This is a genomic window from Streptomyces sp. NPDC001970 (assembly GCF_053594115.1).
In genome coordinates, this window is sequence record NZ_JBSFDW010000004.1 from 174,883 (window position 1) to 198,654 (window position 23,772).

At 70.3% G+C, this 23,772-nt stretch carries 22 protein-coding genes and 2 pseudogenes; 11 read left to right on the forward strand and 13 right to left on the reverse strand.

Going from position 1 to position 23,772, the window contains the following annotated elements; all coding sequences use genetic code 11:
* Positions 1 to 80: 80 nt before the first annotated feature.
* Together ACWCP0_RS07420 and ACWCP0_RS07425 are read right to left on the reverse strand one after the other, a co-directional pair.
* Positions 81 to 2,534, reverse strand: coding sequence for an HAD-IC family P-type ATPase (locus ACWCP0_RS07420; protein WP_451077902.1), 2,454 nt, complete (start codon positions 2,532 to 2,534; stop codon positions 81 to 83).
* Between the two features lie 847 nt (positions 2,535 to 3,381).
* Positions 3,382 to 3,657 carry a DUF2530 domain-containing protein gene (locus ACWCP0_RS07425; RefSeq protein WP_451077903.1) on the reverse strand — a complete coding sequence of 92 codons (276 nt, stop codon included), beginning with the start codon at positions 3,655 to 3,657 and terminating at the stop codon, positions 3,382 to 3,384.
* Between the two features lie 216 nt (positions 3,658 to 3,873).
* On the opposite strand from ACWCP0_RS07425, the gene ACWCP0_RS07430 reads away from it, so the two are divergent.
* Complete coding sequence (locus ACWCP0_RS07430; RefSeq protein WP_451077904.1) at positions 3,874 to 5,358, forward strand: NCS2 family permease; 1,485 nt, start codon at positions 3,874 to 3,876, stop codon at positions 5,356 to 5,358.
* Positions 5,359 to 5,395: 37 nt separating this feature from the next.
* On the opposite strand, the gene ACWCP0_RS07435 is transcribed toward ACWCP0_RS07430, so the two are convergent.
* A complete protein-coding gene (locus ACWCP0_RS07435; protein WP_451077905.1) occupies positions 5,396 to 5,578 on the reverse strand; it encodes a ribbon-helix-helix protein, CopG family in 183 nt (60 codons plus the stop codon).
* Positions 5,579 to 5,710: 132 nt separating this feature from the next.
* Between ACWCP0_RS07435 and ACWCP0_RS07440 the strand changes: the two genes are divergently transcribed.
* The 4 genes and pseudogenes from ACWCP0_RS07440 to ACWCP0_RS07455 form a co-directional block, all read left to right on the forward strand.
* Positions 5,711 to 6,148 (forward strand): MarR family winged helix-turn-helix transcriptional regulator, encoded by a 438-nt coding sequence (locus ACWCP0_RS07440; protein ID WP_351227073.1) that lies wholly within the window; start codon positions 5,711 to 5,713, stop codon positions 6,146 to 6,148.
* Positions 6,149 to 6,175: 27 nt separating this feature from the next.
* Entirely contained in the window at positions 6,176 to 7,531 is a 1,356-nt protein-coding gene (locus ACWCP0_RS07445) for an MFS transporter (RefSeq protein ID WP_451077906.1), read from the forward strand.
* Between the two features lie 52 nt (positions 7,532 to 7,583).
* Complete coding sequence (gene thpR, locus ACWCP0_RS07450; RefSeq protein ID WP_451077907.1) at positions 7,584 to 8,147, forward strand: RNA 2',3'-cyclic phosphodiesterase; 564 nt, start codon at positions 7,584 to 7,586, stop codon at positions 8,145 to 8,147.
* Between the two features lie 228 nt (positions 8,148 to 8,375).
* A pseudogene (locus ACWCP0_RS07455) lies at positions 8,376 to 8,726 on the forward strand (CHAP domain-containing protein); the annotation flags it as partial.
* A 310-nt stretch (positions 8,727 to 9,036) separates the two neighbouring features.
* Here the strand turns inward: ACWCP0_RS07455 and ACWCP0_RS07460 are convergent.
* The 4 genes from ACWCP0_RS07460 to ACWCP0_RS07475 all read right to left on the reverse strand — a co-directional run bounded on the left by ACWCP0_RS07460 (position 9,037) and on the right by ACWCP0_RS07475 (position 11,417).
* Positions 9,037 to 10,026, reverse strand: coding sequence for an aldo/keto reductase (locus ACWCP0_RS07460; RefSeq protein ID WP_451077908.1), 990 nt, complete (start codon positions 10,024 to 10,026; stop codon positions 9,037 to 9,039).
* A 106-nt stretch (positions 10,027 to 10,132) separates the two neighbouring features.
* On the reverse strand, positions 10,133 to 10,246 hold the full coding sequence (locus tag ACWCP0_RS07465) for a hypothetical protein (protein WP_451077909.1): 114 nt from the start codon (positions 10,244 to 10,246) through the stop codon (positions 10,133 to 10,135).
* Complete coding sequence (locus tag ACWCP0_RS07470; protein WP_451077910.1) at positions 10,216 to 10,719, reverse strand: alkaline phosphatase family protein; 504 nt, start codon at positions 10,717 to 10,719, stop codon at positions 10,216 to 10,218. Before ACWCP0_RS07470 ends, ACWCP0_RS07465 begins: the two co-directional genes overlap by 31 nt.
* Entirely contained in the window at positions 10,665 to 11,417 is a 753-nt protein-coding gene (locus ACWCP0_RS07475) for an alkaline phosphatase family protein (protein WP_451077911.1), read from the reverse strand. Before ACWCP0_RS07475 ends, ACWCP0_RS07470 begins: the two co-directional genes overlap by 55 nt.
* A 334-nt stretch (positions 11,418 to 11,751) precedes the next feature.
* Here ACWCP0_RS07475 and ACWCP0_RS07480 point away from each other — a divergent pair, with 334 nt between their 5' ends.
* Both ACWCP0_RS07480 and ACWCP0_RS07485 read left to right on the forward strand, forming a co-directional pair.
* The gene (locus ACWCP0_RS07480; RefSeq protein ID WP_451077912.1) at positions 11,752 to 13,008 is read left to right on the forward strand and encodes a hypothetical protein; all 1,257 of its coding nucleotides are present in this window, start codon (positions 11,752 to 11,754) and stop codon (positions 13,006 to 13,008) included.
* A 159-nt stretch (positions 13,009 to 13,167) separates the two neighbouring features.
* A pseudogene (locus ACWCP0_RS07485) lies at positions 13,168 to 13,851 on the forward strand (class F sortase); the annotation flags it as partial.
* A gap of 444 nt (positions 13,852 to 14,295) precedes the next feature.
* Here the strand turns inward: ACWCP0_RS07485 and ACWCP0_RS07490 are convergent.
* Complete coding sequence (locus ACWCP0_RS07490; protein ID WP_451077913.1) at positions 14,296 to 14,739, reverse strand: CBS domain-containing protein; 444 nt, start codon at positions 14,737 to 14,739, stop codon at positions 14,296 to 14,298.
* A 44-nt stretch (positions 14,740 to 14,783) separates the two neighbouring features.
* Positions 14,784 to 14,984 (reverse strand): antitoxin, encoded by a 201-nt coding sequence (locus ACWCP0_RS07495; protein ID WP_451077914.1) that lies wholly within the window; start codon positions 14,982 to 14,984, stop codon positions 14,784 to 14,786.
* A gap of 178 nt (positions 14,985 to 15,162) precedes the next feature.
* Between ACWCP0_RS07495 and ACWCP0_RS07500 the strand changes: the two genes are divergently transcribed.
* Positions 15,163 to 15,618 (forward strand): carboxymuconolactone decarboxylase family protein, encoded by a 456-nt coding sequence (locus ACWCP0_RS07500; protein ID WP_351227061.1) that lies wholly within the window; start codon positions 15,163 to 15,165, stop codon positions 15,616 to 15,618.
* A 37-nt stretch (positions 15,619 to 15,655) separates the two neighbouring features.
* Here ACWCP0_RS07500 and ACWCP0_RS07505 read toward each other — a convergent pair whose 3' ends face one another.
* Positions 15,656 to 16,345, reverse strand: coding sequence for a GDSL-type esterase/lipase family protein (locus ACWCP0_RS07505; protein WP_451077915.1), 690 nt, complete (start codon positions 16,343 to 16,345; stop codon positions 15,656 to 15,658).
* A gap of 69 nt (positions 16,346 to 16,414) precedes the next feature.
* Here ACWCP0_RS07505 and ACWCP0_RS07510 point away from each other — a divergent pair, with 69 nt between their 5' ends.
* Positions 16,415 to 17,413 carry a WD40 repeat domain-containing protein gene (locus ACWCP0_RS07510; protein WP_451077916.1) on the forward strand — a complete coding sequence of 333 codons (999 nt, stop codon included), beginning with the start codon at positions 16,415 to 16,417 and terminating at the stop codon, positions 17,411 to 17,413.
* Between the two features lie 40 nt (positions 17,414 to 17,453).
* On the opposite strand, the gene ACWCP0_RS07515 is transcribed toward ACWCP0_RS07510, so the two are convergent.
* The 3 genes from ACWCP0_RS07515 to serC all read right to left on the reverse strand — a co-directional run bounded on the left by ACWCP0_RS07515 (position 17,454) and on the right by serC (position 20,101).
* Positions 17,454 to 17,897 (reverse strand): PPOX class F420-dependent oxidoreductase, encoded by a 444-nt coding sequence (locus tag ACWCP0_RS07515; RefSeq protein WP_451077917.1) that lies wholly within the window; start codon positions 17,895 to 17,897, stop codon positions 17,454 to 17,456.
* 134 nt (positions 17,898 to 18,031) lie between these two features.
* The gene (locus tag ACWCP0_RS07520) at positions 18,032 to 18,688 is read right to left on the reverse strand and encodes a DUF4360 domain-containing protein (RefSeq protein WP_451077918.1); all 657 of its coding nucleotides are present in this window, start codon (positions 18,686 to 18,688) and stop codon (positions 18,032 to 18,034) included.
* Between the two features lie 294 nt (positions 18,689 to 18,982).
* Positions 18,983 to 20,101, reverse strand: coding sequence for a phosphoserine transaminase (serC, locus tag ACWCP0_RS07525; protein ID WP_451077919.1), 1,119 nt, complete (start codon positions 20,099 to 20,101; stop codon positions 18,983 to 18,985).
* A 132-nt stretch (positions 20,102 to 20,233) separates the two neighbouring features.
* On the opposite strand from serC, the gene ACWCP0_RS07530 reads away from it, so the two are divergent.
* Together ACWCP0_RS07530 and ACWCP0_RS07535 are read left to right on the forward strand one after the other, a co-directional pair.
* Positions 20,234 to 23,026 carry an FAD-binding and (Fe-S)-binding domain-containing protein gene (locus ACWCP0_RS07530; protein WP_451077920.1) on the forward strand — a complete coding sequence of 931 codons (2,793 nt, stop codon included), beginning with the start codon at positions 20,234 to 20,236 and terminating at the stop codon, positions 23,024 to 23,026.
* A gap of 105 nt (positions 23,027 to 23,131) precedes the next feature.
* Positions 23,132 to 23,725: a Uma2 family endonuclease gene (locus ACWCP0_RS07535; protein WP_451077921.1), complete on the forward strand. Its 594-nt coding sequence runs from the start codon at positions 23,132 to 23,134 to the stop codon at positions 23,723 to 23,725.
* Positions 23,726 to 23,772: the final 47 nt, after the last annotated feature.

A 23,772-nucleotide genomic window follows, 5' to 3' on the forward strand; every position in this document is an offset into this window, starting at 1 on the left:
CGCGAGCCCCGCCCTACGGGCGGACGGCGCCAGTTCTCACACAACGCCTGGGCGGTCGCCGGACGGGCTCGCAGGAGCCCCTACGCCGGGAAGCGGCGGTCCACCCACCGCCAGGCGAGCTCCAGCAGCGCCGCACCCACCGCCGCGATCGCCACCGCCGCCCAGGGCATCGTCGTGCCCACGAGCTTCAGCGCGAAGAAGTCCTGCAGCCAGGGCACGACCAGGACCACGAGGAAGCCCAGACCCATCGCCAGGACCAGGCCGAGGCGCCACCACGTGTAGGGGCGGGCGATGATCGCCAGGACCCACATGGCGACCAGGAAGAGGGTCAGCGTCGCCGCGCTGGTCTCGGCCGCCAGGGCGCCCGGGCCCGAGTAGTGGGACCGGGCCAGGAGGTACGTCGTGAAGGTCGCCGCCGCCGCGATGACGCCGGCCGGTATCGCGTACCGCATGACCCGGCGGACGAAGTGCGGCTTCGCGCGCTCCTTGTTGGGGGCGAGGGCCAGGAAGAAGGCCGGAATGCCGATCGTCAGCGTCGACAGCAGGGTCAGGTGGCGGGGCAGGAAGGGGTACTCCACCTGCGCGCAGACCACCATGATCGCGAGCAGCACGGAGTAGACGGTCTTCGTCAGGAAGAGCGTCGCGACGCGCGTGATGTTGCCGATGACCCGGCGGCCCTCGGCGACGACGGACGGCAGCGTCGCGAAGCTGTTGTTGAGGAGCACGATCTGGGCGACCGCCTTCGTCGCCTCGGAGCCCGAGCCCATGCTCACCCCGATGTCGGCGTCCTTCAGCGCCAGGACGTCGTTGACGCCGTCGCCCGTCATCGCCACCGTGTGCCCGCGGGACTGGAGCGCGCCGACCATGTCCCGCTTCTGCTGCGGGGTGACGCGGCCGAAGACCGCGCCGGCGTCCAGCTCCGCGGCCATCGCGTGCCGCTCGGCCGGCAGCCGGCGGGCGTCCACGGTGCCGGCCGCGCCGGGCAGGCCGAGCTTTCCGGCGACCGCGCCGACGGACACCGCGTTGTCGCCGGAGATGACCTTGGTTCGGACGTCCTGCTCCTCGAAGTACCGCAGGGTGTCCGCGGCGTCGGGCCGCAGCCGCTGCTCCAGGACGACCAGCGCCGTGGGCACGGCGCCCGCCGCGACGTCGGGGGCGTCCAGCTCTCCGGCAGCGCGCGCGAGGAGGAGCACCCGCAGCCCCTGCTCGTTGAGCCGGTCGATGTCGGCGAGGACCGGGTCCTCCTCCGGCAGCAGGACGTCGGGCGCGCCGAGCAGCCAGGTGGAGCTCTGACCGTCGCCCTCGCTGAACGCGGCGCCGCTGTACTTGCGCGCCGAGGAGAAGGGCAGCGACCGGATGCAGCGCCATTCGTCGCTGTCCGGGTACGACTCGATGATCGCCTGCAGGGACGCGTTGGGGCGCGGGTCCGACTCGCCGAGTGCGCCGAGCACGGCGCGTACGTACGCCTCGTCGGAGCCGTTGAGCGTCCGCAGCTCGGTGACGTCCATGCCGCCCTCGGTGAGCGTGCCCGTCTTGTCGAGGCAGACGACGTCGACCCGTGCGAGCCCCTCGATCGCGGGCAGCTCCTGGACGAGGCACTGCTTGCGGCCCAGCCGGATCACGCCGATCGCGAAGGCGACGGAGGTGAGCAGGACGAGCCCCTCGGGGATCATCGGGACGATGCCGCCGACGGTCCTGGCGACCGAGTCCTTGAAGTTGTCGCCCTTCACCACCAGCTGGCTGATGATCAGTCCGATCGCGGTCGGGACCATCATCCACGTCACGTACTTGAGGATCGTGGAGATGCCGGAGCGCAGCTCGGAGTGGACGAGTGTGAAGCGGGACGCCTCCTCGGCGAGCTGTGCCGCGTAGGCCTCGCGGCCGACCTTGGTGGCGGTGAAGGCGCCGCTGCCCGCGACCACGAAGCTGCCGGACATGACCGGGTCGCCGCGCCGTTTGAGGACCGGGTCGGCCTCGCCGGTCAGCAGGGACTCGTCGATCTCCAGGTTGTCGGCCTCGGCGATCTCGCCGTCGACGACGACCTTGTCGCCCGGGCCGAGTTCGATGAGATCCCCGAGGACGATCTCGGACGTGGACACCTCGGCGGCGATCCCGTCGCGCCGCACGGTGGGTTTCGCCTCGCCGATGACGGCGAGCCCGTCGAGGGTTTTCTTGGCGCGGAGCTCCTGGACGATGCCGATGCCGGTGTTGGCGAGGATGACGAATCCGAACAGCGTGTCCTGGAACGGCGCGACGAAGAACATGATCACCCAGAGCACGCCGATGATCGCGTTGAAGCGGGTGAAGACATTGCCGCGGATGATGTCCACGGTGGAGCGGCTGCTGCGTAGGGGTACGTCGTTGACCTCGCCGCGCGCGATCCGCTCGGCCACTTCGTCGGCGCTGAGCCCGCCGGGCCGGTGGCGCACGGGTGGTTTCACGGGGTGCACGGGGTCGAGCTCCGCGCCCGCGTCGATGACCACCCGCCCGCTCGGCTCGGATCCGTCGCCGTCGATCTCAGCCCGCTGAGTCATGCTCTCGACGTTACGGCGGGCGGACGTCGTTCACCCCCCGAGCCGGGTGAACATCAGGGCCATGCCAGGGCCCGCCCCGCCCCGCGCCGCTCCTCCGCGCCCCTGTGCCGGCGCGACGCCCCGCCTCCTGAGCAGCCGGTACCGGGCGGTGGGCCCGGGTGTCCCGTCCTCAGGCGCCGGACGGGCTGTGGGGGTGTGCCCCGTACGGGGTGAGGGGACGGGGTGTCCGTCCTCAAGCGCGGGACGGCTGGGAATTGGGCCGGTACCGAGGTGGCGGTCCGGGTGTCCCGTGCTCAGGCGCCGGACGGGCTGGTAAATGGGCCGGTACCGAGGTGGCGGTCCGGGTGTCCCGTGCTCAGGCGCGGGACGGGCTGGGAAACGGGCCGGTACCGAGGTGGCCGTCCAGGTGTCCCGTGCTCAGGCGCGGGACGGGCTGGGAAACGGGCCGGTACCGAGGTGGCCGTCCAGGTGTCCCGTCCTTAGGCGCCGGACGGGCTGTGGGGTGTGTCCCGTACGGGGTGAGGGGCCGGGGTGTCCGTCCTCACGCGCGGGACGGGCTGGGTGTGTGTGCCGGTGCCGAGGCGGTGGCCGGCGTGTCCGTCCTCTGGCGCCGGTCCTCGGGGTGTGTGTGGCCGGGACCGGCCGGATGCGCCGGGTGCACCGGGTGCCTGTCGCCCAACGGCTCCACGCCCGCCAGGGCGTAGGGCGGCGGGGTCCGGGGCGGAGCCCCGAGGGTTCGGGGGCGGAGTCCTCGCACGCAAGGCGGCACAGCCGGGAAGGAGCGGATCCGCGGGGGAGCGCGCCCGCAGGCGACGGCCCTTCGGGGGTTCCGGGGCGGAGCCCCCGCCTACTTCGAGGGCGGCGGCGCCTCGCCGCGCGACGCCTCCGCGCGCTTGATCGCCGCGTCGCGCTTGCGGACGTACCAGATGCCGATGAGGCCGAGTCCGGCGCCGGCCAGGCAGGTCCAGATCCACCAGGTCAGATCGCGGTCGTCGTACCAGCCGTAGAAGGGGACCTGGACCAGGAAGAGGACGAACCAGAGGATCGTGCCGCCGGTGATGGTGGCGACGACGGGCCCCTCCAGGGGCTCGGGTGCCTCGTGCTTGGGGGTCCACTTCGCCATGCGGTCAGTGTAGGCGGGGCCCTCCGGTGGACTCCGGTGGAGCCCTTGGGACCCCGCGGGCGCCCCGGAGGCCCCAGCAGTCACGGGCGTCTACGCGCGGAGATACCGATCTCACCCTTATACGTTCATACTGAAGCGGTTTGCGTCCGACCGGTTTCGTTCATATGAACATCCAAGGAACCGGACAAGAACCAGAAACACCGACGAGGTCTCGCAATGCCCCCCACGGCCACCGCTCCTGCGGACGTCCAGCAGCCGCAGCGGCCGGAGTCCGGTCCCGCCGGTCCCGCCGGTTCCGGCGCCCTCGCCCGTCTCGACCGCTACTTCAAGATCTCCCAGCGCGGCTCCACGATCCCGCGTGAGATCCGCGGCGGCTTCGCCACCTTCTTCGCGATGGCCTACATCATCGTGCTGAACCCGATCATCCTCGGCAGCGCGAAGGACATGTACGGCCACCAGCTCGACGGCGGCCAGCTGGTCACGGCCACCGTGCTCACCGCCGCGTTCTCCACCCTTCTCATGGGTGTCATCGGCAATGTCCCGATCGCGCTGGCCGCGGGCCTCGGTGTGAACACCGTCGTCGCCCTCCAGCTCGCCCCCCGGATGAGCTGGCCGGACGCGATGGGCATGGTCGTCCTCGCCGGCCTGGTGGTGATGCTGCTCGTCGCGACGGGTCTGCGCGAACGCGTCATGAACGCCGTGCCGCTCGGCCTGCGCAAGGGCATCGCGATCGGTATCGGCCTCTTCATCATGCTCATCGGCCTCGTCGACTCGGGCTTCGTCTCCCGCATCCCCGACGCCGCGCACACCACCGTCCCGCTCCAGCTGGGCCTCACCGGTCACCTCGGCGGCTGGCCGGTCCTCGTCTTCGTGCTCGGTGCGCTGCTCACGCTCGCGCTGATCATCCGCAAGGTGCCCGGCGCGATCCTGATCTCGATCGTCGTGATGACGGTCGTCGCGCTCGTCATCCAGCTGATCGCGAACCTGCCCGGTCAGGCCTGGGGCCTGACCGTCCCGCAGTGGCCGGGCAACCCGGTCGCGACGCCCGACTTCGGCCTGGTCGGCCAGGTCAGCCTGTTCGGCGGCTTCGAGAAGGTCGGCTACCTCACGGGTGCGCTGTTCGTGTTCACCGTGCTGCTGTCCTGCTTCTTCGACGCGATGGGCACGATCCTGGGCGTCGGCGACGAGGCGAAGCTGATGGACAAGCAGGGCAACTTCCCCGGCATCAACAAGGTGCTGATCGTCGACGGCATCGCGGTCGCCGCGGGCGGTGCGACCTCGTCGTCCGCCAACACCTGCTTCGTGGAGTCCACGGCCGGCGTCGGTGAGGGGGCCCGCACCGGTCTCGCGTCCGTCGTCACCGGCGCGCTGTTCTCGGTGGCGCTGTTCCTGACGCCGCTCGCGACGATGGTTCCGTCCCAGGCGGCGACGCCCGCGCTGCTGGCCGTCGGCTTCCTGATCCTGGCCGGTTCGGTCAAGGACATCGACTGGAGCGACTTCACGATCGCCGTTCCGGCGTTCCTCGCGATGGTGATGATGCCGTTCACGTACTCGATCACCAACGGCATCGGTATCGGCTTCATCGCCTTCAGCGTGCTGCGGCTCGCGACCGGGCGTGGCCGTGAGGTGCCGGTGGCGATGTACGTCGTGTCGGCGGTGTTCGTCTTCTCCTATGCGATGCCGGCGCTGGGCCTCACGTAAGGGCAGCCCTGGGCGGCTCTCGGCCTGTGGGCCGGGCTCATGTCAGCCCGTAGAACTTCTCCGTCTCGTCGACGGCCGCCTTGAAGCGTTCGTCGAAGTCGTCGCGAATGAGCGTCTGGACCACATAGTCCTGGACGCTCATTCCGCGTCTGGCGGCGTGCTGCCGGAGCCGGTCGAGCAGCTCTCCGTCTATCCGCAGGCTGAGCACTGTCGATGACATGTCGGCCAGAGTCGCGGGCGGGAACCGGCCAGTGCGTCACTTTCCGGATCCGTCTCACTCGTTTGAGTGATACACCGAGCTGGGCCGAAACCTGCTGGTCTTTAGACAGGGTAATGAGTTATTCTAAGGAACATGCCTGACCTCTCCCACGGCGACGACGACGCCGCCGTGAACGCACTGCGCTCCGCCGTCATGCGGCTGGGCCGGCGCCTGAAGCATCAGCGCGTCGACGAATCGCTGAGCCCGACCGAGATGTCGGTCCTCGGCACCCTGTCCCGCTGCGGCTCCGCCACGCCCGGTGAGCTGGCCCGCAAGGAGCATGTCCAGCCGCCGTCGATGACCCGCATCGTGGCGCTGCTGGAAGCCAAAGGGCTGGTCCGGCTGGAGCCGCACCCCGACGACCGCCGGCAGAAGGTGGTCAGCCAGACCGAGCAGGCCGAGGCCATGCTCGAGGAGAGCCGCCGCAAGCGGAACGTCTGGCTGGCATCGCTTGCCGAGGGCCTGGACGAGGACGAGTGGGCGAAGCTGCGCGCTGCCGCCCCCGTCCTGGAGAAGCTCGCGCATCTGTAGACCGACAGTCCAAGGAGGCGAACCCTGTTGAGTACGGGACCCGGAGCAGACTCCGCACCCGCACCGGACCCCACACACGACACCGACCGCCGTGCCGGCCACGGCACCTTCAGCTCGCTGAAGATCCGCAACTACCGGCTGTTCTTCACCGGAGCGATGGTCTCCAACACGGGCACCTGGATGGCCCGCATCACCCAGGACTGGCTGGTCCTCAGCCTCACCGGCTCCTCCGCCGCCGTCGGTATCACGACGGCCCTGCAGTTCCTGCCGATGCTGCTCTTCGGTCTGTACGGAGGCGTCATCGCCGACCGCTACCCGAAGCGCCGCATCCTGCTGTTCAGCCAGGGCGCGCTCGGCCTGTGCGGGCTCGCCCTCGCCGTACTCACGCTCTCCGGCCACGTCCAGGTCTGGCACGTCTATCTGATCGCGTTCATGCTCGGCATGGTCACGGTCGTCGACAATCCCACCCGGCAGTCCTTCGTCTCCGAGATGGTCGGCCCGCAGCAGCTGCGGAACGCCGTGAGCCTCAACTCCGCGAATTTCCAGTCCGCCCGGCTCGTCGGCCCGGCCGTCGCCGGTCTGCTGATCACGGCCGTCGGCAGCGGCTGGGCGTTCCTGCTCAACGGCCTGTCCTTTCTCGCCCCGCTCACCGGCCTCCTGCTGATGCGCACGAGCGAGCTCCACAAGGTGGAGCGGGCACCGCGCGGCAAGGGGCAGCTGCGGGAGGGGCTGAAGTACGTCGCCGGGCGGCCCGAGCTGATCTGGCCGATCGTGCTGGTCGGCTTCATCGGCACGTTCGCCTTCAACTTCCCGATCTGGCTGACCGCGTTCGCCGACGAGGTCTTCCATGCCGGCGCCGGTACGTACGGCCTGTTCAACACCCTGATCGCGGCCGGGTCCCTGGCGGGCGCCCTGCTCTCCGCGCGCCGCGGCTCGTCCCGGCTGCGGATGCTGGTCGGGGCGGCGGCACTGTTCGGCGTCCTGGAGGTCGCCGCGGCCCTCTCGCCGTCCTTCTGGCTCTTCGCGGCGCTGCTCGTCCCGATCGGCATGATGGGCCTGACGGTCAACGTCACCGCCAATTCGTCGGTCCAGATGGCGACGGACCCGGTGGTGCGGGGCCGCGTGATGAGCCTTTACATGATGGTGTTCGTCGGTGGTACGCCCCTGGGCGCGCCCCTCGTCGGCTGGATCACCGACACGTACGGCGCCCGCGTCGGCTTCGCGACGGGCGGCGCGGTCGCGGCCACAGCCGCGGTGGCGATCGGCCTGATCCTGGCGCGGGTCGGCGGTCTGCGCATCCGGTTCGATCTGCGGTCCGGGCGCCCGCATGTGCGCTTCGTGGCGCGTGAGGAGGCCCGCGAGCCCCTCGCGCCGGTGGCGTGAACCGTCCCGAAGGCACGGGGTGCGGCCGGGCGGATTGCAGCAGACTGGCCGTATGAGACTCTTCGCCGCCGTCGTGCCGCCCGAGGAAGCTCTACGGGAGCTCGGGGCCGCCGTCGACCGGCTGCACACGTTCCCCGACGCGGACGGGCTGCGCTGGACCGGTCGGCCCGGCTGGCACTTCACGCTCGCCTTCATGGGGGAGGTCGACGAGGAACTCCTGCCCGAGCTGCGCGAGCGGCTCGGGCGGGCCGCCCACCGCAGCGAGTCCTTCCGGCTGCGGCTGCACGAGGGCGGGCACTTCGGCCGGCGGGCGCTGTGGATCGGGGCCGCGGGCGGGCTCGACGCGATGCGCATGCTCGCCGAGCGCGCGGACGCGGCGGCGCGACGGGCGGGCGTGGCGATGGACGAGCACCGCGCCTACCACGCCCATCTCACGATCGCCCGTACCCGTGAGAACACGGACCTGCGCCCGTACGTGGAAGCGCTGTCCGGCTTCGAGGGCACGACCTGGACCGTGTCCCGGCTGGTGCTCTTCCGGAGCAATCTGCCCAGGAGCGGTACGGCGGGCGAGCGGCCGCGCTACGAGACGGTCGAGTCCTGGCCGCTCGAAGGCTGACGCCCCGGCGTGGCCGGACCACCCACCGGGCGGCACCGAGCGCGCCCCCCGGCCGGACGCGTCAGGGGTTCGCCGCCGGCAGCCAGCCGTGCTGGACGCAACGTACGCCCAGCTCGAAGCGGCTGCGCGCGTTCGCTCGCTCCATCAGCTCGGAGGCGATGCGGCGCGCGTACAGCGCCATCAACCCGGCCCTTCTCCGACTACGACTTCGTCCACGGCAACGCCTGGTGCGCCGAGTTCGGCAAGTACATCTGGGCCGGCAACGACGTCGACCACACCGGCGAACTGAACGCCGGCGCGATCAGCTTCCGCTCGTACGGCCTCAACCACGGCACGTACCGGACCACCGGACCGAAGGTCGGCGACGCGGTGCTCTACGACGCCGACGGCAGCCTGAACGACGGCGAGGCCGACCACATCAAGCTGGTCGTCGCGGTCTCCGCGGACGGCAAGCAGATCCGGACGGTCGGCGGGAACGAGAGCCGCCAGGTCCAGAAGTCCGCCTGGTTCAACTGGGACACCGCGTCCAGCCCGATCGGTGCCGGCCCGGCGCTGGCGTTCATCTCCCCGAAGGGCTGATCCCCGCGGCGGACGGCAGGGGCTCTGCCACTCCTCATGGAGTGGCAGAGCCCTGCCCGTTGATCCGGTGTGATCCGGTCAGCAGGTGGTCGGCGGGTCCGCCGCGTTCGATGATCCGGCGCATGGACACCCCCTCTTGATCGTCGGTGATGAGAGACACCGCCGGATAGATCAAGTTCTCGGTGCGGTTACGCTCGAAGGGTGGACCCGAAGACCAGGAACCGGATCATGGCCGGTGTGCTCGTGCTGATGTTCGTGATCGTCGCCGTGGCGGCCGTGATCGGTCGGTGAGCACGGCCGCCATGGGCGGCTACCAGGCGAAGGCCTCCGGTGCGGGCCCCGGACCAGGGAAGATCCCGTCCAGCTCCGCCAGCAGCTCCTCGCTCAGCTCCAGCTCGACCGCCCGCAGCGCCGACGCCAGCTGCTCCGCGGTCCGCGGGCCGACGATCGGTCCCGTCACCCCGGGCCGGGTGAGCAGCCAGGCCAGCGCCACCTCGCCCGGCTCCAGGCCGTGCTTGTCGAGCAGGTCCTCGTACGACTGCACCTGCGCGCGTACGGAGGTGCTGGTGAGCGCGTCCGCCGACCGGCCGGAGGCGCGGCGGCCGCCCTCGACCTCCTTCTTGATCACCCCGCCGAGCAGGCCACCGTTCAGGGGCGACCAGGGGATGACTCCGAGGCCGTATTCCTGAGCGGCCGGGATGACCTCCATCTCGGCGCGGCGCTCGGCCAGGTTGTACAGGCACTGCTCGCTGACCAGGCCGACCGTCCCGCGCCGGGCGGCGCGCTCGTTCGCCTGGGCGATCTTCCAGCCGGGGAAGTTCGACGACCCCGCGTAGAGGATCTTGCCCTGCTGGATCAGTACGTCGATGGCCTGCCAGATCTCCTCGACCGGGGTGTTCCGGTCGACGTGGTGGAACTGGTAGAGGTCGATGTGATCGGTCCGCAGCCGCTTGAGGCTGGCCTCGACGGCGCGACGGATGTTCAGTGCGGAGAGCTTGTCGTGATTGGGCCAGGCCTCATCCTCCGTGCCCATGTTGGCGTACACCTTCGTGGCCAGGACCACCTTGTCGCGGCGGTCGCCGCCCTTGGCGAACCAGTTCCCGATGATCTCCTCGGTGCGGCCCTTGTTCTCGCCCCACCCGTAGACGTTGGCGGTGTCGAAGAGGTTGATGCCCGCGTCGAGCGCGGCGTCCATGATCGTGTGGCTGTCGGTCTCGTCGGTCTGCGGTCCGAAGTTCATCGTGCCGAGGACGAGTCGGCCGACCTTGAGTCCTGTGCGTCCGAGCTGCGTGTACTTCATGGTCCACAAGCCAACGTGTTGGAGCGCACTCCAGGCAAGAGTGCCCGGCCGTTCGTGTCGGTGCTTCCGCGTCCGAAGCGGCCGGGCGCCGCCGGAGCGGACGGTCTCAGCCCGAGACGCTCGCCGCCCCCGTCTCGATGTGCCCGGTGAACCGCTGGGACCAGGCGGCGCCGGAGTTCACCGTCACCGTCAGGTCGTACCAGCCCTGCTGGTACGCCACCGCGTTGAAGTAGTCGTCCACACTTCCGCCCGCGGGCACCGGTACGTCCAGGGCCCGCCGGAGCGGTAGTTGTTCGCCGTGATCGTGACGGGCGGCGCGACGTGGTCGAAGTAGCCGTCGTTCTCGTCGTAGTTGAGGAACAGGACGGTGGAGTCGAAGACGTCCGGGTCCGCGTTGAGGGCCTGGAGCCCCATGTTGACGAAGTGGTGGCCGTCTCCCGGCGGGCCGCCGGAGGGGTGCTCGGAGAATTCCGCGTCGGCGACGATCCACGACACCTGCGGCAGCGTGCCGGCCGTGACGTCGGCGCGGATCGCGTCCGCGATCGCCTCATGGGTGGGCTTGGTGCCGGGCACGGAGGCCATGCCGCGGTCGTACAGCGGACTGCCGGGGGCCGCGTTCGCGAACTGGTCGAAGTACGTCAGCGCGTTGTCGCCGAAGTTGTCGCTCGCCCGCTGGTAGACCTTCCAGGACACGCCGGTGTCCTGGAGGTTCTCGGCGTACGTCTTCCAGGTGCAGCCGTGCAGCCGTGCAGTTCGCCGTCGTCGTAGTGGGTGCTGTCGATCTTCCCGCTCCACAGGAAGGCGCGGTTCGCGCCCGTGCCACTGAGCGCGGAGCAGAAGTACGCGTCGCAGACGGTGTACGCGTCGGCGAGCGCGTAGTGGAAGGGGATGTCCGCGCGGTCCAGGCAGCCCATGGTCCGTACGCCCCCGACGGCCGCGGACCAGTTGTCCAGCAGGCCCAGGTTCCAGGCGCCGCGCTGCGTGCTCCACGTGTGGCCGAGTCCCCCGCTGCACTGGGCGAGGAGGCGGGGATCGCCGCCGGTGGACGCGCCGAGCGACCACGGGTACTGACGGCCCGTCCCGTTCTTCTGTTCGAAGACCGTGCGGCCGCCGTCGGGGAGCAGGGCGCTGCGGTCGGAGAAGCCGCGGACGCCCTCGATGCGCCCGAAGTAGTGGTCGAAGCTGCGGTTCTCCTGCATGAGGACGACGACGTGCTTGACGTCCGCGAGCGTGCCGGTGGCGGCGACGGCAGGGGCGGCCGCCGTGGCGGCCCCGGCCTGCGGGGCCGTGCCGAGTTCGAGCGCCGGGAGTCCGGCGGCTCCGGCCGCTGCGGCGGCCACTCCCAGGAACGTGCGACGCTCCGACTCCGGACCCTTCGAGGTGACGGTCACGGGACGCAGGAAGCTTCGGGGCGTGGCGTCGAGAGGTCAATATCGGCGCAGGAATGTTCAGCGCGAGGACACCGAATGTCGTGTCCGGGCCCGGAGAGGGCGGGGGAGTGCGGGGCGGAGGGCGGCCGCGCGGCGGGAGGCTCGCTCGTGTGGCCCTCCAACGGGTGATTATCGGCCCGATCGCCACCCGAAAAGCCCACGGGGTAGCTCGAATGCGGGGTTCTCGGGTGGTGGGCCCACCGTTTCCGGCTGACGGTGGTCGAAGTCGCTGCTGCGATCCGATGAGCCGACGATGTGTCAGCCGTCGCAGTCGCGGCGAAAGGAATGTGCTCCCATGCGCTCTGCCCGCACACTGTGGATCTCAGCCGCTATCTCTGCGGTTCTGTCTGTCACCGCTCCCGCCGCCTACGCGATCGCCGTCGCCGACGACCGTGCTGCCGCCGGATCTTCCGCCAGCCGCGACGACGACTCCGACCACGACAAGGACGACTACGACAAGGGCGACCACGACAAGGACGACCACGACAAGGACGACCACGACAAGGGTCACTACAAGAAGTGGGACAAGAAGGACGACGACCACGACGACGATGACGACGACCACGACATCGACATCGACATCAGCACGGACGACGGCGACGACGACGACGATGACGACGACGACGACGATGACGACGACGACGACGATGACGACGACGACGACGATGACGACGACGACGACGACAACGACAAGCCGAACGGCGGCGTCAAGACCGGTGGTGGTGCTCTCGCCAGCGTGATCGTCGCGGACGAGTCCGACAAGGACGAGTCCGAGAAGAGCAGCAAGGACGAGTCCGACAAGGACAAGGACTACGAGAAGAGCAGCAAGGACGAGTCCGAGAAGAGCAGCAAGGACGAGTCCGACAAGAGCAGCAAGGACGAGTCCGACAAGGACGAGTCCGAGAAGAGCAGCAAGGACGAGTCCGACAAGGACTACGACAAGAGCGACAAGGACGACCACGACTACAAGAAGCACGACCACGGCTACAAGAAGCAGGACAAGAAGGACGACCACGACAAGAACGTCAACATCGACATCGACATCAGCAAGGAAGATGGCGACGACGACGACGACGACGATGACGACGACGACGACAACGACAAGCCCAACGGTGGTGTCGACGCCGGTGCGGGCTTCCTGGCCGGCGTGATCTCCGAGGACGACCACGACAAGGGCGACCACGACAAGGGCGACCACGACAAGGGCGACAAGGACGACCACGACAAGGGTGGTTGGAAGAAGCACGACAAGGACGACCACGACGACGACGACCACGACGACGACGACGACGATGACGACGACGACGATGACGACGACGACGACGACCACGACGACGACGACCACGACGACGACGACGATGACGACGACGACGACGACGATGACGACGACGACGACGAGGACAAGCCGAACGGTGGCACCAACACCGGCGGCGGTGGCCTCGCCACGAACAGCAGCAGCCTGGCCGCCGGCTCGGCTCTGATGATCGGTGGCATCGGCGCCGGCATCTACAAGCTGCGTCGTCGCAACGCCAACGGTGGCGCCCAGATCTGATGTGGCGCCCCGTGAAGTAGCCCATCACTGAGATGTCGCGGCCGCCGTCGTCCAAGGACGGTGGCCGCGGCGATGGCGTATCTGCTCCTGTCCATACGCACCCGCATCCGTGCCCGCACTTCTGATACCGCTTCACCCAGCACCGAAAGGCACGCTCACATGATCCTCCGGCAGCCGTCCGGCCGATCCCCACAACGGTCCGCACGCTCCTTCGGGTCCATCCGGAAGGCCCTGATGTGGCCTGCCGCATCGTTGGGGGTGGGCGCTCTCCTCGTCTACGGTTCGCTCGACCCCACGGCGGTGGCCGGTCGGTCGTCCGCGCCCTCGGCAACGGTCACCCCGGAAGCCGCGGGCCCCTCCTCAGGGGCGAAAGCCCGCTCGGGCCCGGCGCTTCCCCGCTCGGTCCCCAAGCGGATCAAGATTCCCGTCATCGGCGTCGACGCGCCTTTCACCCCGCTGAAGCTCAACGCGACCGGACAGCTCAACGCCCCGCCGCCCAACGACAACAACCTGGTCGGCTGGTACGAGCGCGGTCCCACCCCTGGCGAACGCGGCACCTCGATTCTCGCGGGCCACTTCGACACCCTGACCGGCCCCGCCGTGTTCGTGGGACTCAGTGAGGTCAAGCCCGGGAACAAGGTCGAGATCACGCGTACGGACGGCGTCGTCGCCACGTTCAAGATCGACTCCGTCGAAACGTTCAGCAAGGCGAAGTTCCCGAACGCACGGGTCTACAACGACACCCCGTCCGCGCAGCTGCGCCTGATCACCTGCGCCGGCGAGTACGACAAGACGGCCAAGGACTACAAGGAGAACCTGGTGGTCTTCGCCCACCTCGAGTCCAACCGCGCCTCGGCTCCGGCAGCGCCGAAATCACCTGCCGCGCCGAAACCACCGGCAGTGCCGAAAACTCCTGCCCCGCCGAAACCATCGGCGGTCCCGAAAACTCCTGCCCCGCCGAAACCATCGGCGGTCCCGAGTGCACCGGCAGTGCCGAAGTCACCGGCGGTCCCGAGTGCACCGGCAGTGCCGAAGTCACCGGCGGTCCCGAGTGCACCGGCAGCGCCGAAGTCACCGGCACTCCCGACCACACCGACCACACCGGCTGCACCGGCAGTACCCAAGGCACCGGTCGCGGGCTGAGCAGTGCTTCGAACGCCGTGGGGCGGGGCGGCCGGCCCCGTCCTACGGCGTCCCGTGGCGTGGTGCGGTACGGACGTGTCAGGGCATGCCGAGGCCCCGGCGCGCTGTCCGAACTGCTCCGGGGTCCCGGGTGGTTGGGGCGCGTCAGGCGTTCGCGTACACCTTGGTCGCGAACTCCGCGATCTGTGCGTCCGTGAGATTCTTCGCCAGGTTGGCCTCCGTGATCATGCCGACCAGCTGGTGCCCCTGCTGGACGTCGATCACCGGCAGCCGTTTGACCTGGTGTTCCTCCATCGTCGCGAGGGCCTCGTCGGCGCCCGCGTTCGCGTCGATCCAGTGGAGTTCGCCGGCCAGCGAGCCGGACTGGACCGTCGCGGGGTCTATGCCCTCGGCGCAGCACTGGACGACGATGTCGCGGTCGGTGATCAGGCCCGTGAGCCGGTTGTTGTCGCCGCAGATGGGCAGACAGCCGACGTTGAGGTCACGCATCATCTGTGCCGCGTCCATCAGCGACTGGTGCGCGCCGACGCACTGTACGCCGCTGGTCATGATGTCGCGAGCGGTGAGCTGGGTGGTGTTCCCGGTCATTGGTTCCCTACCTTCGCCACGCAAAGTAACGGGGCATTCGGTGGTCAGGGCTGCTGCGGGGGCCGGTCCTGGCCGGGCTGGTCGCCGCCGAACTGCTCCTTGAGCTTGTCCTGGGCCACGTCGGTCTGCCGGCTGTACTTGCTCTGGGTCTTCTCGTCGAACGTGTCGCCGGCCTTGTCGATGCCCTGCGAAGCCTTGTCCTCGTGACCCTTGAGCATCTGCTTGATCTTGTCCATCATGGACATGGACGTCCTCCTTGGCGTTGCCCCCCGCCTCTCCAGGGTCACCTCCCTCCGCACCGTTCGCATCCTCGCGGGAGGGGGGCGGGAAAGACTCCCGAAATTCGTTCCGCCGGTCCCGTCACATTCCCTCCGCGCGATCCGTCAGAGCGGTGACCGACGAGAACCCCGGAGGGCAGAAACCATGCAGGCTCGGATGAACAACCCCGCCACCGTCATCCCCTCGGCCATGCCGGCCATCCTCGATCTGCTGAAGGCGACGAGGAAGGGCGGCGTACCGGAGACGACCCTGGAGCTGGTCCACCTGCGCGCGAGCCAGATCAACGGATGCAGCTACTGCGTCGTGGGCGGAGCGAGCAGTGCGCGGAAGGCGGGCGTGACCGAGGACCAGCTGACGGCGGTGGCGGCGTGGCGCGAGGCGCCGTACTTCTCGGACGCCGAGCGCGCCGCGCTGGCGCTCACCGAGGCCGCGACCCGGCTCGGCGACCGGTCCGACCCGGTGCCGGACGCGATCTGGGACGACGCCGCCGACCACTACGACGAGCAGCAGCTCGCCGCGATCATCCTCATGATCGGCACGACGAACCTCTTCAACCGCCTGAACGCGACGACCAGGCAGGTCGCGGGCGCCACCTGGTAGCCGAGCGGGAGGTCCCGCCCCGAGCCGGAGGCCGGTCCTAGCCGGCTGCCGGGTCGTAGGCGTCGCCCACGCCCCACGCCTGGTGCATCGCGTCGGCGAAGGCCGCCGCCAGCTTGTGTTCGCCGGACGGGCCCGGGTGGGTGCCGTCGTAGGTGTCGGAGTGGATGTCGTACGACATCGGCGTGGACGCCAGGAGCAGCGGCGACGCGGGGGAGTCGAGGTCGGCGACGGCCTTGGCGAGGAGCTCGTTGAAGCGGTCGCACTCCGCCGCGAACGGGGCGTCGGCCGTGGCGCGCACGTTGGGGATGACGGGGAGCAGCACGGCCCGGACACGAGGGTTCGCGGCGCGGGCCTCGGCGATGAACCGACGGGCGTTCTCGGCGGTCTGACTGCTGTTCGTGTAGAAGCCGAGGTCTATCAGGCCCAGCGAGACGAGCAGCACGTCCGCCTTCGTCGCCGTCACCGTCTCCCGGATCAGCGGCGCCATGTGCAGCCAGCCCTCGCCCCAGCCGGCGAGGTGCCTGCGGGCGCGGTCGGGGAAGGCCGGGTCGGCGTAGGCCGTCGATACGGGGGCGGCGGCGACGGTGTCGTACAACTCGGTGCGCGGGCCGACGATCCGGTACGGGCCGCCGAAGGAGCGGTTGAGGTGCTGCCACATCCGGTAGCGCCAGGTGTAGTCGCCGGCGCGTCCGATGGTCATGGAGTCACCGACGAACATGAAACGCATGGGGGTAATGATGGCCGACCTGCGCCGGGTGCCGCACGGCCGGTGACGTGACGATGGACACTTGGGGGCATGTGTTCGTTGCGTACGACGTGGGCGGCCGTGGCCGCCGCCGTGATGGTCCTGGGATCCGCCGTGCCTGCTGCCGCGGACGGGGACGACGGCTTCACGATCAAGGACCCGCGCATCACCGAGTCCAGCGGCCTCGCGGCGAGCCGCGCCCACCCGGGGATCTACTGGACGCACAACGACCAGGACGAGCCACGTGTCTTCGCCGTCGACTCGAGGACGGGGAAGACCGTCGCGACCGTGACCCTGCGGGGCGTCGGCAAGCCGCGCGACATGGAGGCCATCTCGATCGGGCCGGACGGCTATGTGTACGTCGGCGACATCGGGGACAACGCCGACTCGTGGAACCACGTGTGGATCTACCGCTTTCCCGAGCCGCGTTCGCTGAAGGACATCACGGTGCGCGCGACGCAGTACGTCGTGCGGTACGAGGACGGGCCGCGCAACGCCGAGGCGATGATGGTCCATCCGAAGACCGGGCGGGTCTACATCGCGAGCAAGAACGAGGACAGGGGAGGGCTCTACGAAGGGCCTGAGCGGCTGGTGACGGGCGGGACGAACGTCTTCCGGCGGATCGGGGAGGTCCCGTGGGTGACGGACGGGGCGTTCTCGCCGGACGGCAAGGAGCTCGTGCTGCGCTCCTACTTCAGCGCCCGCGGCTACGCGTGGAGCGGCGGGCGCCTCGGCGACGACCACCACGTCAGCGCCCCGCTGCAGGGGCAGTCCGAGTCGGTGACGTACACGCCGGACGGCAAGGCCCTCATGTTCGGGACGGAGGGCGGGCAGAGCGAGGTCGTGCGCAGGGACGTCGACAGGAGCGGCGGTGGGGGCGCGGACGGCGACTCGTCCTCCGGGTCCGCGAGCGGCGGCGGGGACGCGGCGGCGTCGGAGGACGGCGGGGACGGCCAGGGCCTCGCCGTGCCGGCGGGCGCGGTCGTCGCCGCGCTGGTGGTGTTGCTGGCCCTGCGGTCGCGGCGGCGCGGGCGCGGCCAGAAGGCCTGATCCGGTCGGAGGGCGTGATCGGTCGGAGGACCTGATCCGGTCAGGAGCCCGAGCCGCGGTCGGGCGTCCGGTCGCCGGCGTCGCTCGGCAGGCGCAGCTCGTAGTGCAGCGTCGAGTCGTGCTTCATCCTGTGCGCCAGCGGTACGAGCATCCCGTGCGTGATCGGGTACTTGCGGGCGAGGAGTTTCGCCGCGTGCTCGTTCTCCTCGCTGTCCGGGTCGAGCAGCCGCATCCGCGCCGTGATCTCGGGTCCGGTCGGCTTGCCGTGCGGGGTGGCGGGCGCGATCTCCACTTCCTGGTCCCGGCGCAGCCGCTTGGCCTTGCCGGACATGGCGTACGTACGGACGTAGGCGTGGTCCCCCTCGACGGCGATGTTGACGGGTGTACCGACGCCGGTGCCGTCCCGTTTGTGGGTGGTGAGCAGGATGGCCCACTGCTTGGCCAGCGCGGTGAGGGGTGTCGGGGTCGGAGTCGAAGTGGTCATGACTCCATGGAGGCACGGAACGGGCCCGACGTCATCCCGGGCGGCGGGGCCGGGCCGCCGAGCCGGGGCTGCCTGCCCCGAACCCCGCGCCGTGGCCTGCGCGGGGTCCGGGGCGGGCCGGCTCCCGGCCCGGATCAGGTCTCCGGGCACTCCTTCCACGCGAGCCGGTACACGGTGTTGATCTCGCCGTCCGTCGAGTCCATCGTGATGAAGCTCGTCGCCGACGGGCTGGACGTGCCGGCCTTGACGCGCAGCTCGGTGTTGATGTTGAAGTTCCGCTTGACGCCGCAGGGGGCCCACACCAGTTGGCCCCACTCGGTCTCGTCGGTGGCCTGCCAGTTGTTGTCGTACGGCCCGTTGAAGGGGTGGTTCCTGGCGGCCGTGTCGGGCGAGCCCTGGAAGTAGTACGAGGCCTTCTGGACGGCGGTCGCGCCCCGCTGCAGGCTGGCGTAGCCGCGGTAGTCCGCGCTGGCGACGGCGTACGTGAAGCCCTGCGGGACGTGGACGATCAGATTGAGCTGACAGTTCTTGCGGAAGTCGGTGGGCGCCGAGCCCCCGCCCGCCTGCGCCAGATAGTCACTGTATGTGACCGTGAACGCGGTGTTGTCCGGCGAGACCGCCACCGCGGCGGTCCCCTGCTTGCAGCCCGAACCGTTCACCGTGGCGACCTCGATGACGATTTTGTCGGGCGGGGCCACGATGCCCGCCGAGGCGGTGCCGGGGGCACCGGCGACGAGCATGGAGGCGAGGACCGCCGTGGCGGCGGCACCCGCGCGTAATGCACCGGGCATGATGCGTACTCCGATCGATGGTGGTGGTCGGTGGCCTTGCGTGGTGAACCGTGGGGGGTCCAGCCGATCCCATGTCACGCCGGCGGATCGTTGAGGCGTGAACATGTCAATACATCGGATCGTGCCGATCGTAGGGATGCGGCGGGGTGCCGGATAGGGCGGTTATCGGCCGTCCTGCACGACGACTCCACGCCGTCTTCACGCAACCGGCACGACCGCAGCCGACGACCGCAACCGGCACGACAAGGCCCGGCGGGCGCATGCCGCCGGGCCCCCTTGTCGTGCGGGTGGTGACTACAGCTTCTCGATGACGTGGTCGACGCAGGCCGTCAGCGCCTGCACGTCCGCCGGGTCGATCGCCGGGAACATCGCGATGCGCAGCTGGTTGCGGCCCAGCTTGCGGTACGGCTCGGTGTCGACGATCCCGTTCGCGCGCAGGACCTTCGCGACCGCCGCCGCGTCGATGTCGTCGGAGAAGTCGATCGTGCCGATGACCTGCGAACGCTTCGCCGGGTCCGCGACGAACGGCGTCGCGTACTTCGACTCCTCGGCCCAGCCGTACAGGTTGCGCGCGGAGGTGCCCGTGCGGCGCACCGACCAGTCCAGGCCGCCCTGGCCGTTGATCCACTTCAGCTGCTCGTCGAGGAGGAAGAGGGTCGCCAGCGCCGGGGTGTTGTACGTCTGGTTCTTGAGCGAGTTGTCGATCGCCGTCGGGAGGCTGAAGAACTCCGGGACGTGCCGGCCGGAGGCGTGGACGCGCGCGGCGCGCTCCAGCGCGGCGGGCGAGAACACGGCGACCCACAGGCCGCCGTCCGCGGCGAAGGACTTCTGCGGCGCGAAGTAGTACACGTCCGACTCGGTGATGTCGACGGGCAGACCGCCCGCGCCGGACGTCGCATCCACCAGCACCAGCGCGCCCTCGTCGGCGCCCTCGACCCGCTTGACCGGGGCGGCGACACCGGTGGAGGTCTCGTTGTGGGTGAAGGCGTAGACGTCGACGCCCGCCTCGGCCCGCGGATCCGGGTGGGTACCCGGGTCGGACGCGATCACGGTCGGCTCGGCCAGCCACGGGGCGAGCTTCGCCGCCTTGGCGAACTTCGACGAGAACTCGCCGAAGGAGAGGTGCTGCGACTTGTTCTCGATGAGACCGTGCGTCGCGATGTCCCAGAAGGCGGTGGAGCCGCCGTTGCCCAGGATCACCTCGTAACCGTCGGGGAGCGAGAACAGCTCGCGCACGCCCTCGCGCACCTCGCCGACCAGGTTCTTGACCGGGGCCTGGCGGTGGGACGTACCGAGCAGGGACGTACCGGTGGCGGCCAGGGCGTCCAGCGCCTCCGTACGCACCTTGGAGGGGCCCGAGCCGAAACGGCCGTCAGCGGGCTTGATGTCAGCGGGAATCTGGATATCGGCCACGAGCCGGAGCCTAGTCGGTTCCGCCAGGTCACCAAGGGTGCTGTCCGGCGGATGAGACAAGAGATCACCGGTCGGGACGGGGGACGGGCGCGTCCGGGCGTCACCCGATCGAGCGTGGGGCACGCTGTGCCCATGGCTGATCGCAGGGAGCTCGAACGTGCCCTCCGGGCGGATGTCCGCGGCGACGTGGACTTCGGGCCCGGCGCCCGCGCGCTCATGACGATGGACGCCTCCAACTACCGCCGCGTCCCGGACGGCGTCGTCGCCCCGCGCGACGCGGCGGACGTCGCGGCGGCGCTCGCGGTCTGCCGGAGCCACGGGGTCCCGGTGGTGCCGCGGGGCGCGGGGACGTCGATCGCCGGGCAGGCGACGGGCGTCGGAGTGGTGCTGGACTTCACCCGGCACATGCGGGCTGTCCTCTCCGTGGATCCCGAGGCACGCACGGCCGTCGTCCAGCCGGGCGCGGTGCTGGACCGGCTGCGGGACGCTGCGGGGGCGTACGGGCTGACCTTCGGCCCGGACCCGTCCACGCACAGCCGTTGCACGCTCGGCGGGATGATCGGCAACAACGCGTGCGGGGCGCACTCGGTGGCGTGGGGGACGACAGCGGACAACGTCCACGAGCTGTCGGTGGTGACGTACGGGGGTGACGAACTCCGGCTCGGCCAGGGCTGGGGGCCCGCGGTCCCGGCCGGGCTGCGGGAGCTCGTCGACGCGAACCTGGCGCTGCTGCGGACGGGGTTCCCCGGCGGGCTCCCGCGGCGCATCTCCGGGTATGCCCTGGACGCGCTGCTCCCCGAGCGCGGTGCGGACCTCGCCCGCGCGTTCTGCGGCGGCGAGGGCACCCTGGCGGTGCTCACCGAGGCGACCGTACGGCTCGTGGAGTCGCCGCCGGCGCGGGCTCTCGCCGTGCTGGGGTACGCCGACGAGAGCGCGGCCGCCGAGGCCGCCGCCGGGTTGCTGCCCTACCGGCCGCTGACGGTCGAGGGCATGGCGCAGGACCTGGTCCCGGACGCGCCGGGGCGCGGGCTGCCGCGCGGCGGGGCCTGGCTCTTCGTCGAGACGGGCGGGGCGACCGGCGCCGAGGCCAGGGCCCGCGCCGAGGAGATCGTGCGGGGCGCCGACGCGCTGGACGGGAGCGTCGTCACCGGCCCGGCAAAGCAGCGGGCGCTGTGGCGGATCCGGGAGGACGCGGCCGGTACCGCGACCCGGATGCCGGACGGCAGCGAGGCCTGGCCGGGCTGGGAGGACTGCGCGGTGCCACCGGCCCGTCTCGGCGCCTATCTGCGGGACTTCCGGGCGCTGCTGGCGGAGCACGGGCTGCGGGGGACGCCGTACGGGCACTTCGGGGACGGGTGCATCCATGTCCGTATCGACTTCGACCTGCTCGGCCGGGACGGCGTACGGCTATTCCGTGCCTTCTCGGAGCAGGTGGCCGCGCTGGTCGTGGCCCACGGGGGTTCGCTGTCGGGCGAGCACGGGGACGGGCAGGCGCGGGCGGAGCTGCTGCCGACGATGTACGGGGACGAACTCGTCGCGCTCTTCGGCCGGTTCAAGGACGTCTGGGACCCGGCCGGCGGCCTCAACCCGGGCGTCCTCGCGCGCCCGGCACGGCTCGACGAGAACCTGCGCTTCGATGTGCTGCCGCGTCGGCCGGTCGACGTGGAGTTCGGCTACCCGCACGACGGCGGGGACTTCGCGGGGGCGGTGCGGCGCTGTGTCGGGGTCGCCAAGTGCCGGGTGGACGGTCCGAGTTCCGGCCCCGGGGTGATGTGCCCCTCGTACCGCGCGACCGGTGAGGAGCAGCACTCCACGCGCGGGCGCGCCCGGCTGCTGCACGAGATGCTCGCGGGCGAGGTCGTGACGGACGGCTGGCGGTCGCCGGAGGTACGGGACGCACTCGACCTGTGCCTGTCCTGCAAGGGGTGCAGGAGCGACTGTCCGGTGGGCGTCGACATGGCCATGTACAAGGCGGAGTTCCTGCACCACCACTACGCGGGCCGGGTGCGGCCCGCCTCGCACTATGCGATGGGCGGCCTGCCGGGGTGGTTGCGCCTGGCTTCGCCGTTCGTGGGCGCCTTGAACGCGTCGGCGCGCGTGCGTCCCCTGGCTTCGCTCGCGAAACGTGCGGCGGGGATTGCTCCGGAGCGGGACATCCCGGCGCTGGCGCGCCCGACGTTCACCGGGTGGTGGCGGCGCAACGGCACCCCAGGCCCCCCGCTCGTCCTGTGGCCGGACACCTTCACGGACCACCTGTCCCCTTCCGTCGGCCGCGCGGCGGTCACGGTCCTCGCGTCGGCGGGCCTGGGTGTCTCCCTCCCTCCCGGCCGGGTCTGCTGCGGCCTCACGTACGTCTCGACCGGCCGGCTGGACCGCGCCCGTACGGTCATGCGCCGCACCCTCGACGTCATGGGGCCCGTCCTCGAGCGCGGCGCCCCCGTCGTCGTCCTCGAGCCGAGCTGTGCGGCTGCGCTGACGACCGACCTCCCGGAACTCCTGGGCGACGACCCCCGGGCACGGCGTCTCGCCGACTCCGTACGGACTTTCGCGGGCGCCCTGGAGGAGTACGCCGCCGACTGGACCCCGCCGAGGATCGACCGCCCGGTCGCGGGCCAGACCCACTGCCACCAGCACGCGGTCCTGGGCGACGCGGCGGAGCGCCGCCTGCGGGAACGCGCGGGGCTGGCGGGTGAGCTGAGCGGCGGCTGCTGTGGCCTCGCGGGCAACTTCGGCTTCGAGCGCGGCCACTACCAGGTGTCCGTGGCCTGCGCCGAGGACCAGCTGCTGCCGTCCGTGCGGGCGGCGGGCGAGGACGCGGTGCTGCTGGCGGACGGCTTCTCGTGCCGTACGCAGCTGGAACAGCTGGCGGGGGTCCGGGGGCGTCATCTGGCGGAGGTGCTGGCGGAGGGACTGGGGGAGGAGTAGGCGGCGGGTGGACGCGCGCTCGTACGGGCGTGTCGTCACAGCCGTACGTATCGTTGTACTGCGCGGCTGCAGGCGACCACGCGGCAGCCGGGGAGGAGCGCCAGGATGACCGTCGTAGAGACCGACAGGATCGACATGGCCGACGAGAACGACGAGCTGACTCTGGACGACCTGTTCGAGTCGCTCGAGCGGATGCCCGTCCCCGAGGGATACAAGGTCGAGATCGTCGAGGGGGCCGTCCACATGTCGCCGCAGCGGGATGCGCACTGGGAGATCATCCGCCGGATCGTCCGAGCTCTGGAAGACAGGTTCGGCATGAGCGTGAAGGTCAAGTCGGACGTGCGCATCGACTTTCCCGGGCACCTGAACGGATTCTGCCCGGATGTGGCGAAGCTCCGAGAAGACGCGGAGAAAGACCACAAGGGACGCTGGCGTCACCAGGATGTCGAATTCATCGCCGAGGTGATCTCCAAGGACACCGCCGCCAATGACTACGGACGGAAGAAGTCCGCCTACGCCACCGCCGAGGTCCCGGTCTATCTCATCGCCGACCCGTACGTCGGTAAGTGCCACGTCTACACCCAGCCCAAGAACGGTGACTACGTCATCGAGACGACCGTTGCCTTCGGTGCCGAGATCGACCTCACCAACACCCCTCTCGGCCTCACCCTCGCCACCGACGAGTTCCCCCGCGACTGAGCCCACCTTCCTTGCACACCTTGCGCGTTGCGGCAGGCTCTCCCCCA

Coding starts and splice junctions, on each gene's coding strand:
- ACWCP0_RS07490 (WP_451077913.1), bottom strand. CDS start 14,739: ATGACCGGGAACACCACCCAGCTCACCGCTCGCGACATCATGACCAGC.
- ACWCP0_RS07535 (WP_451077921.1), top strand. CDS start 23,132: ATGACCGTCGTAGAGACCGACAGGATCGACATGGCCGACGAGAACGAC.
- thpR (WP_451077907.1), top strand. CDS start 7,584: ATGAGACTCTTCGCCGCCGTCGTGCCGCCCGAGGAAGCTCTACGGGAG.
- ACWCP0_RS07420 (WP_451077902.1), bottom strand. CDS start 2,534: ATGACTCAGCGGGCTGAGATCGACGGCGACGGATCCGAGCCGAGCGGG.
- ACWCP0_RS07440 (WP_351227073.1), top strand. CDS start 5,711: ATGCCTGACCTCTCCCACGGCGACGACGACGCCGCCGTGAACGCACTG.
- ACWCP0_RS07435 (WP_451077905.1), bottom strand. CDS start 5,578: ATGTCATCGACAGTGCTCAGCCTGCGGATAGACGGAGAGCTGCTCGAC.
- ACWCP0_RS07520 (WP_451077918.1), bottom strand. CDS start 18,688: ATGCCCGGTGCATTACGCGCGGGTGCCGCCGCCACGGCGGTCCTCGCC.
- ACWCP0_RS07495 (WP_451077914.1), bottom strand. CDS start 14,984: ATGTCCATGATGGACAAGATCAAGCAGATGCTCAAGGGTCACGAGGAC.
- ACWCP0_RS07515 (WP_451077917.1), bottom strand. CDS start 17,897: ATGACCACTTCGACTCCGACCCCGACACCCCTCACCGCGCTGGCCAAG.
- ACWCP0_RS07460 (WP_451077908.1), bottom strand. CDS start 10,026: ATGAAGTACACGCAGCTCGGACGCACAGGACTCAAGGTCGGCCGACTC.
- ACWCP0_RS07480 (WP_451077912.1), top strand. CDS start 11,752: ATGCGCTCTGCCCGCACACTGTGGATCTCAGCCGCTATCTCTGCGGTT.
- ACWCP0_RS07510 (WP_451077916.1), top strand. CDS start 16,415: ATGTGTTCGTTGCGTACGACGTGGGCGGCCGTGGCCGCCGCCGTGATG.
- ACWCP0_RS07530 (WP_451077920.1), top strand. CDS start 20,234: ATGGCTGATCGCAGGGAGCTCGAACGTGCCCTCCGGGCGGATGTCCGC.
- ACWCP0_RS07500 (WP_351227061.1), top strand. CDS start 15,163: ATGCAGGCTCGGATGAACAACCCCGCCACCGTCATCCCCTCGGCCATG.
- ACWCP0_RS07425 (WP_451077903.1), bottom strand. CDS start 3,657: ATGGCGAAGTGGACCCCCAAGCACGAGGCACCCGAGCCCCTGGAGGGG.
- ACWCP0_RS07430 (WP_451077904.1), top strand. CDS start 3,874: ATGCCCCCCACGGCCACCGCTCCTGCGGACGTCCAGCAGCCGCAGCGG.
- ACWCP0_RS07505 (WP_451077915.1), bottom strand. CDS start 16,345: ATGCGTTTCATGTTCGTCGGTGACTCCATGACCATCGGACGCGCCGGC.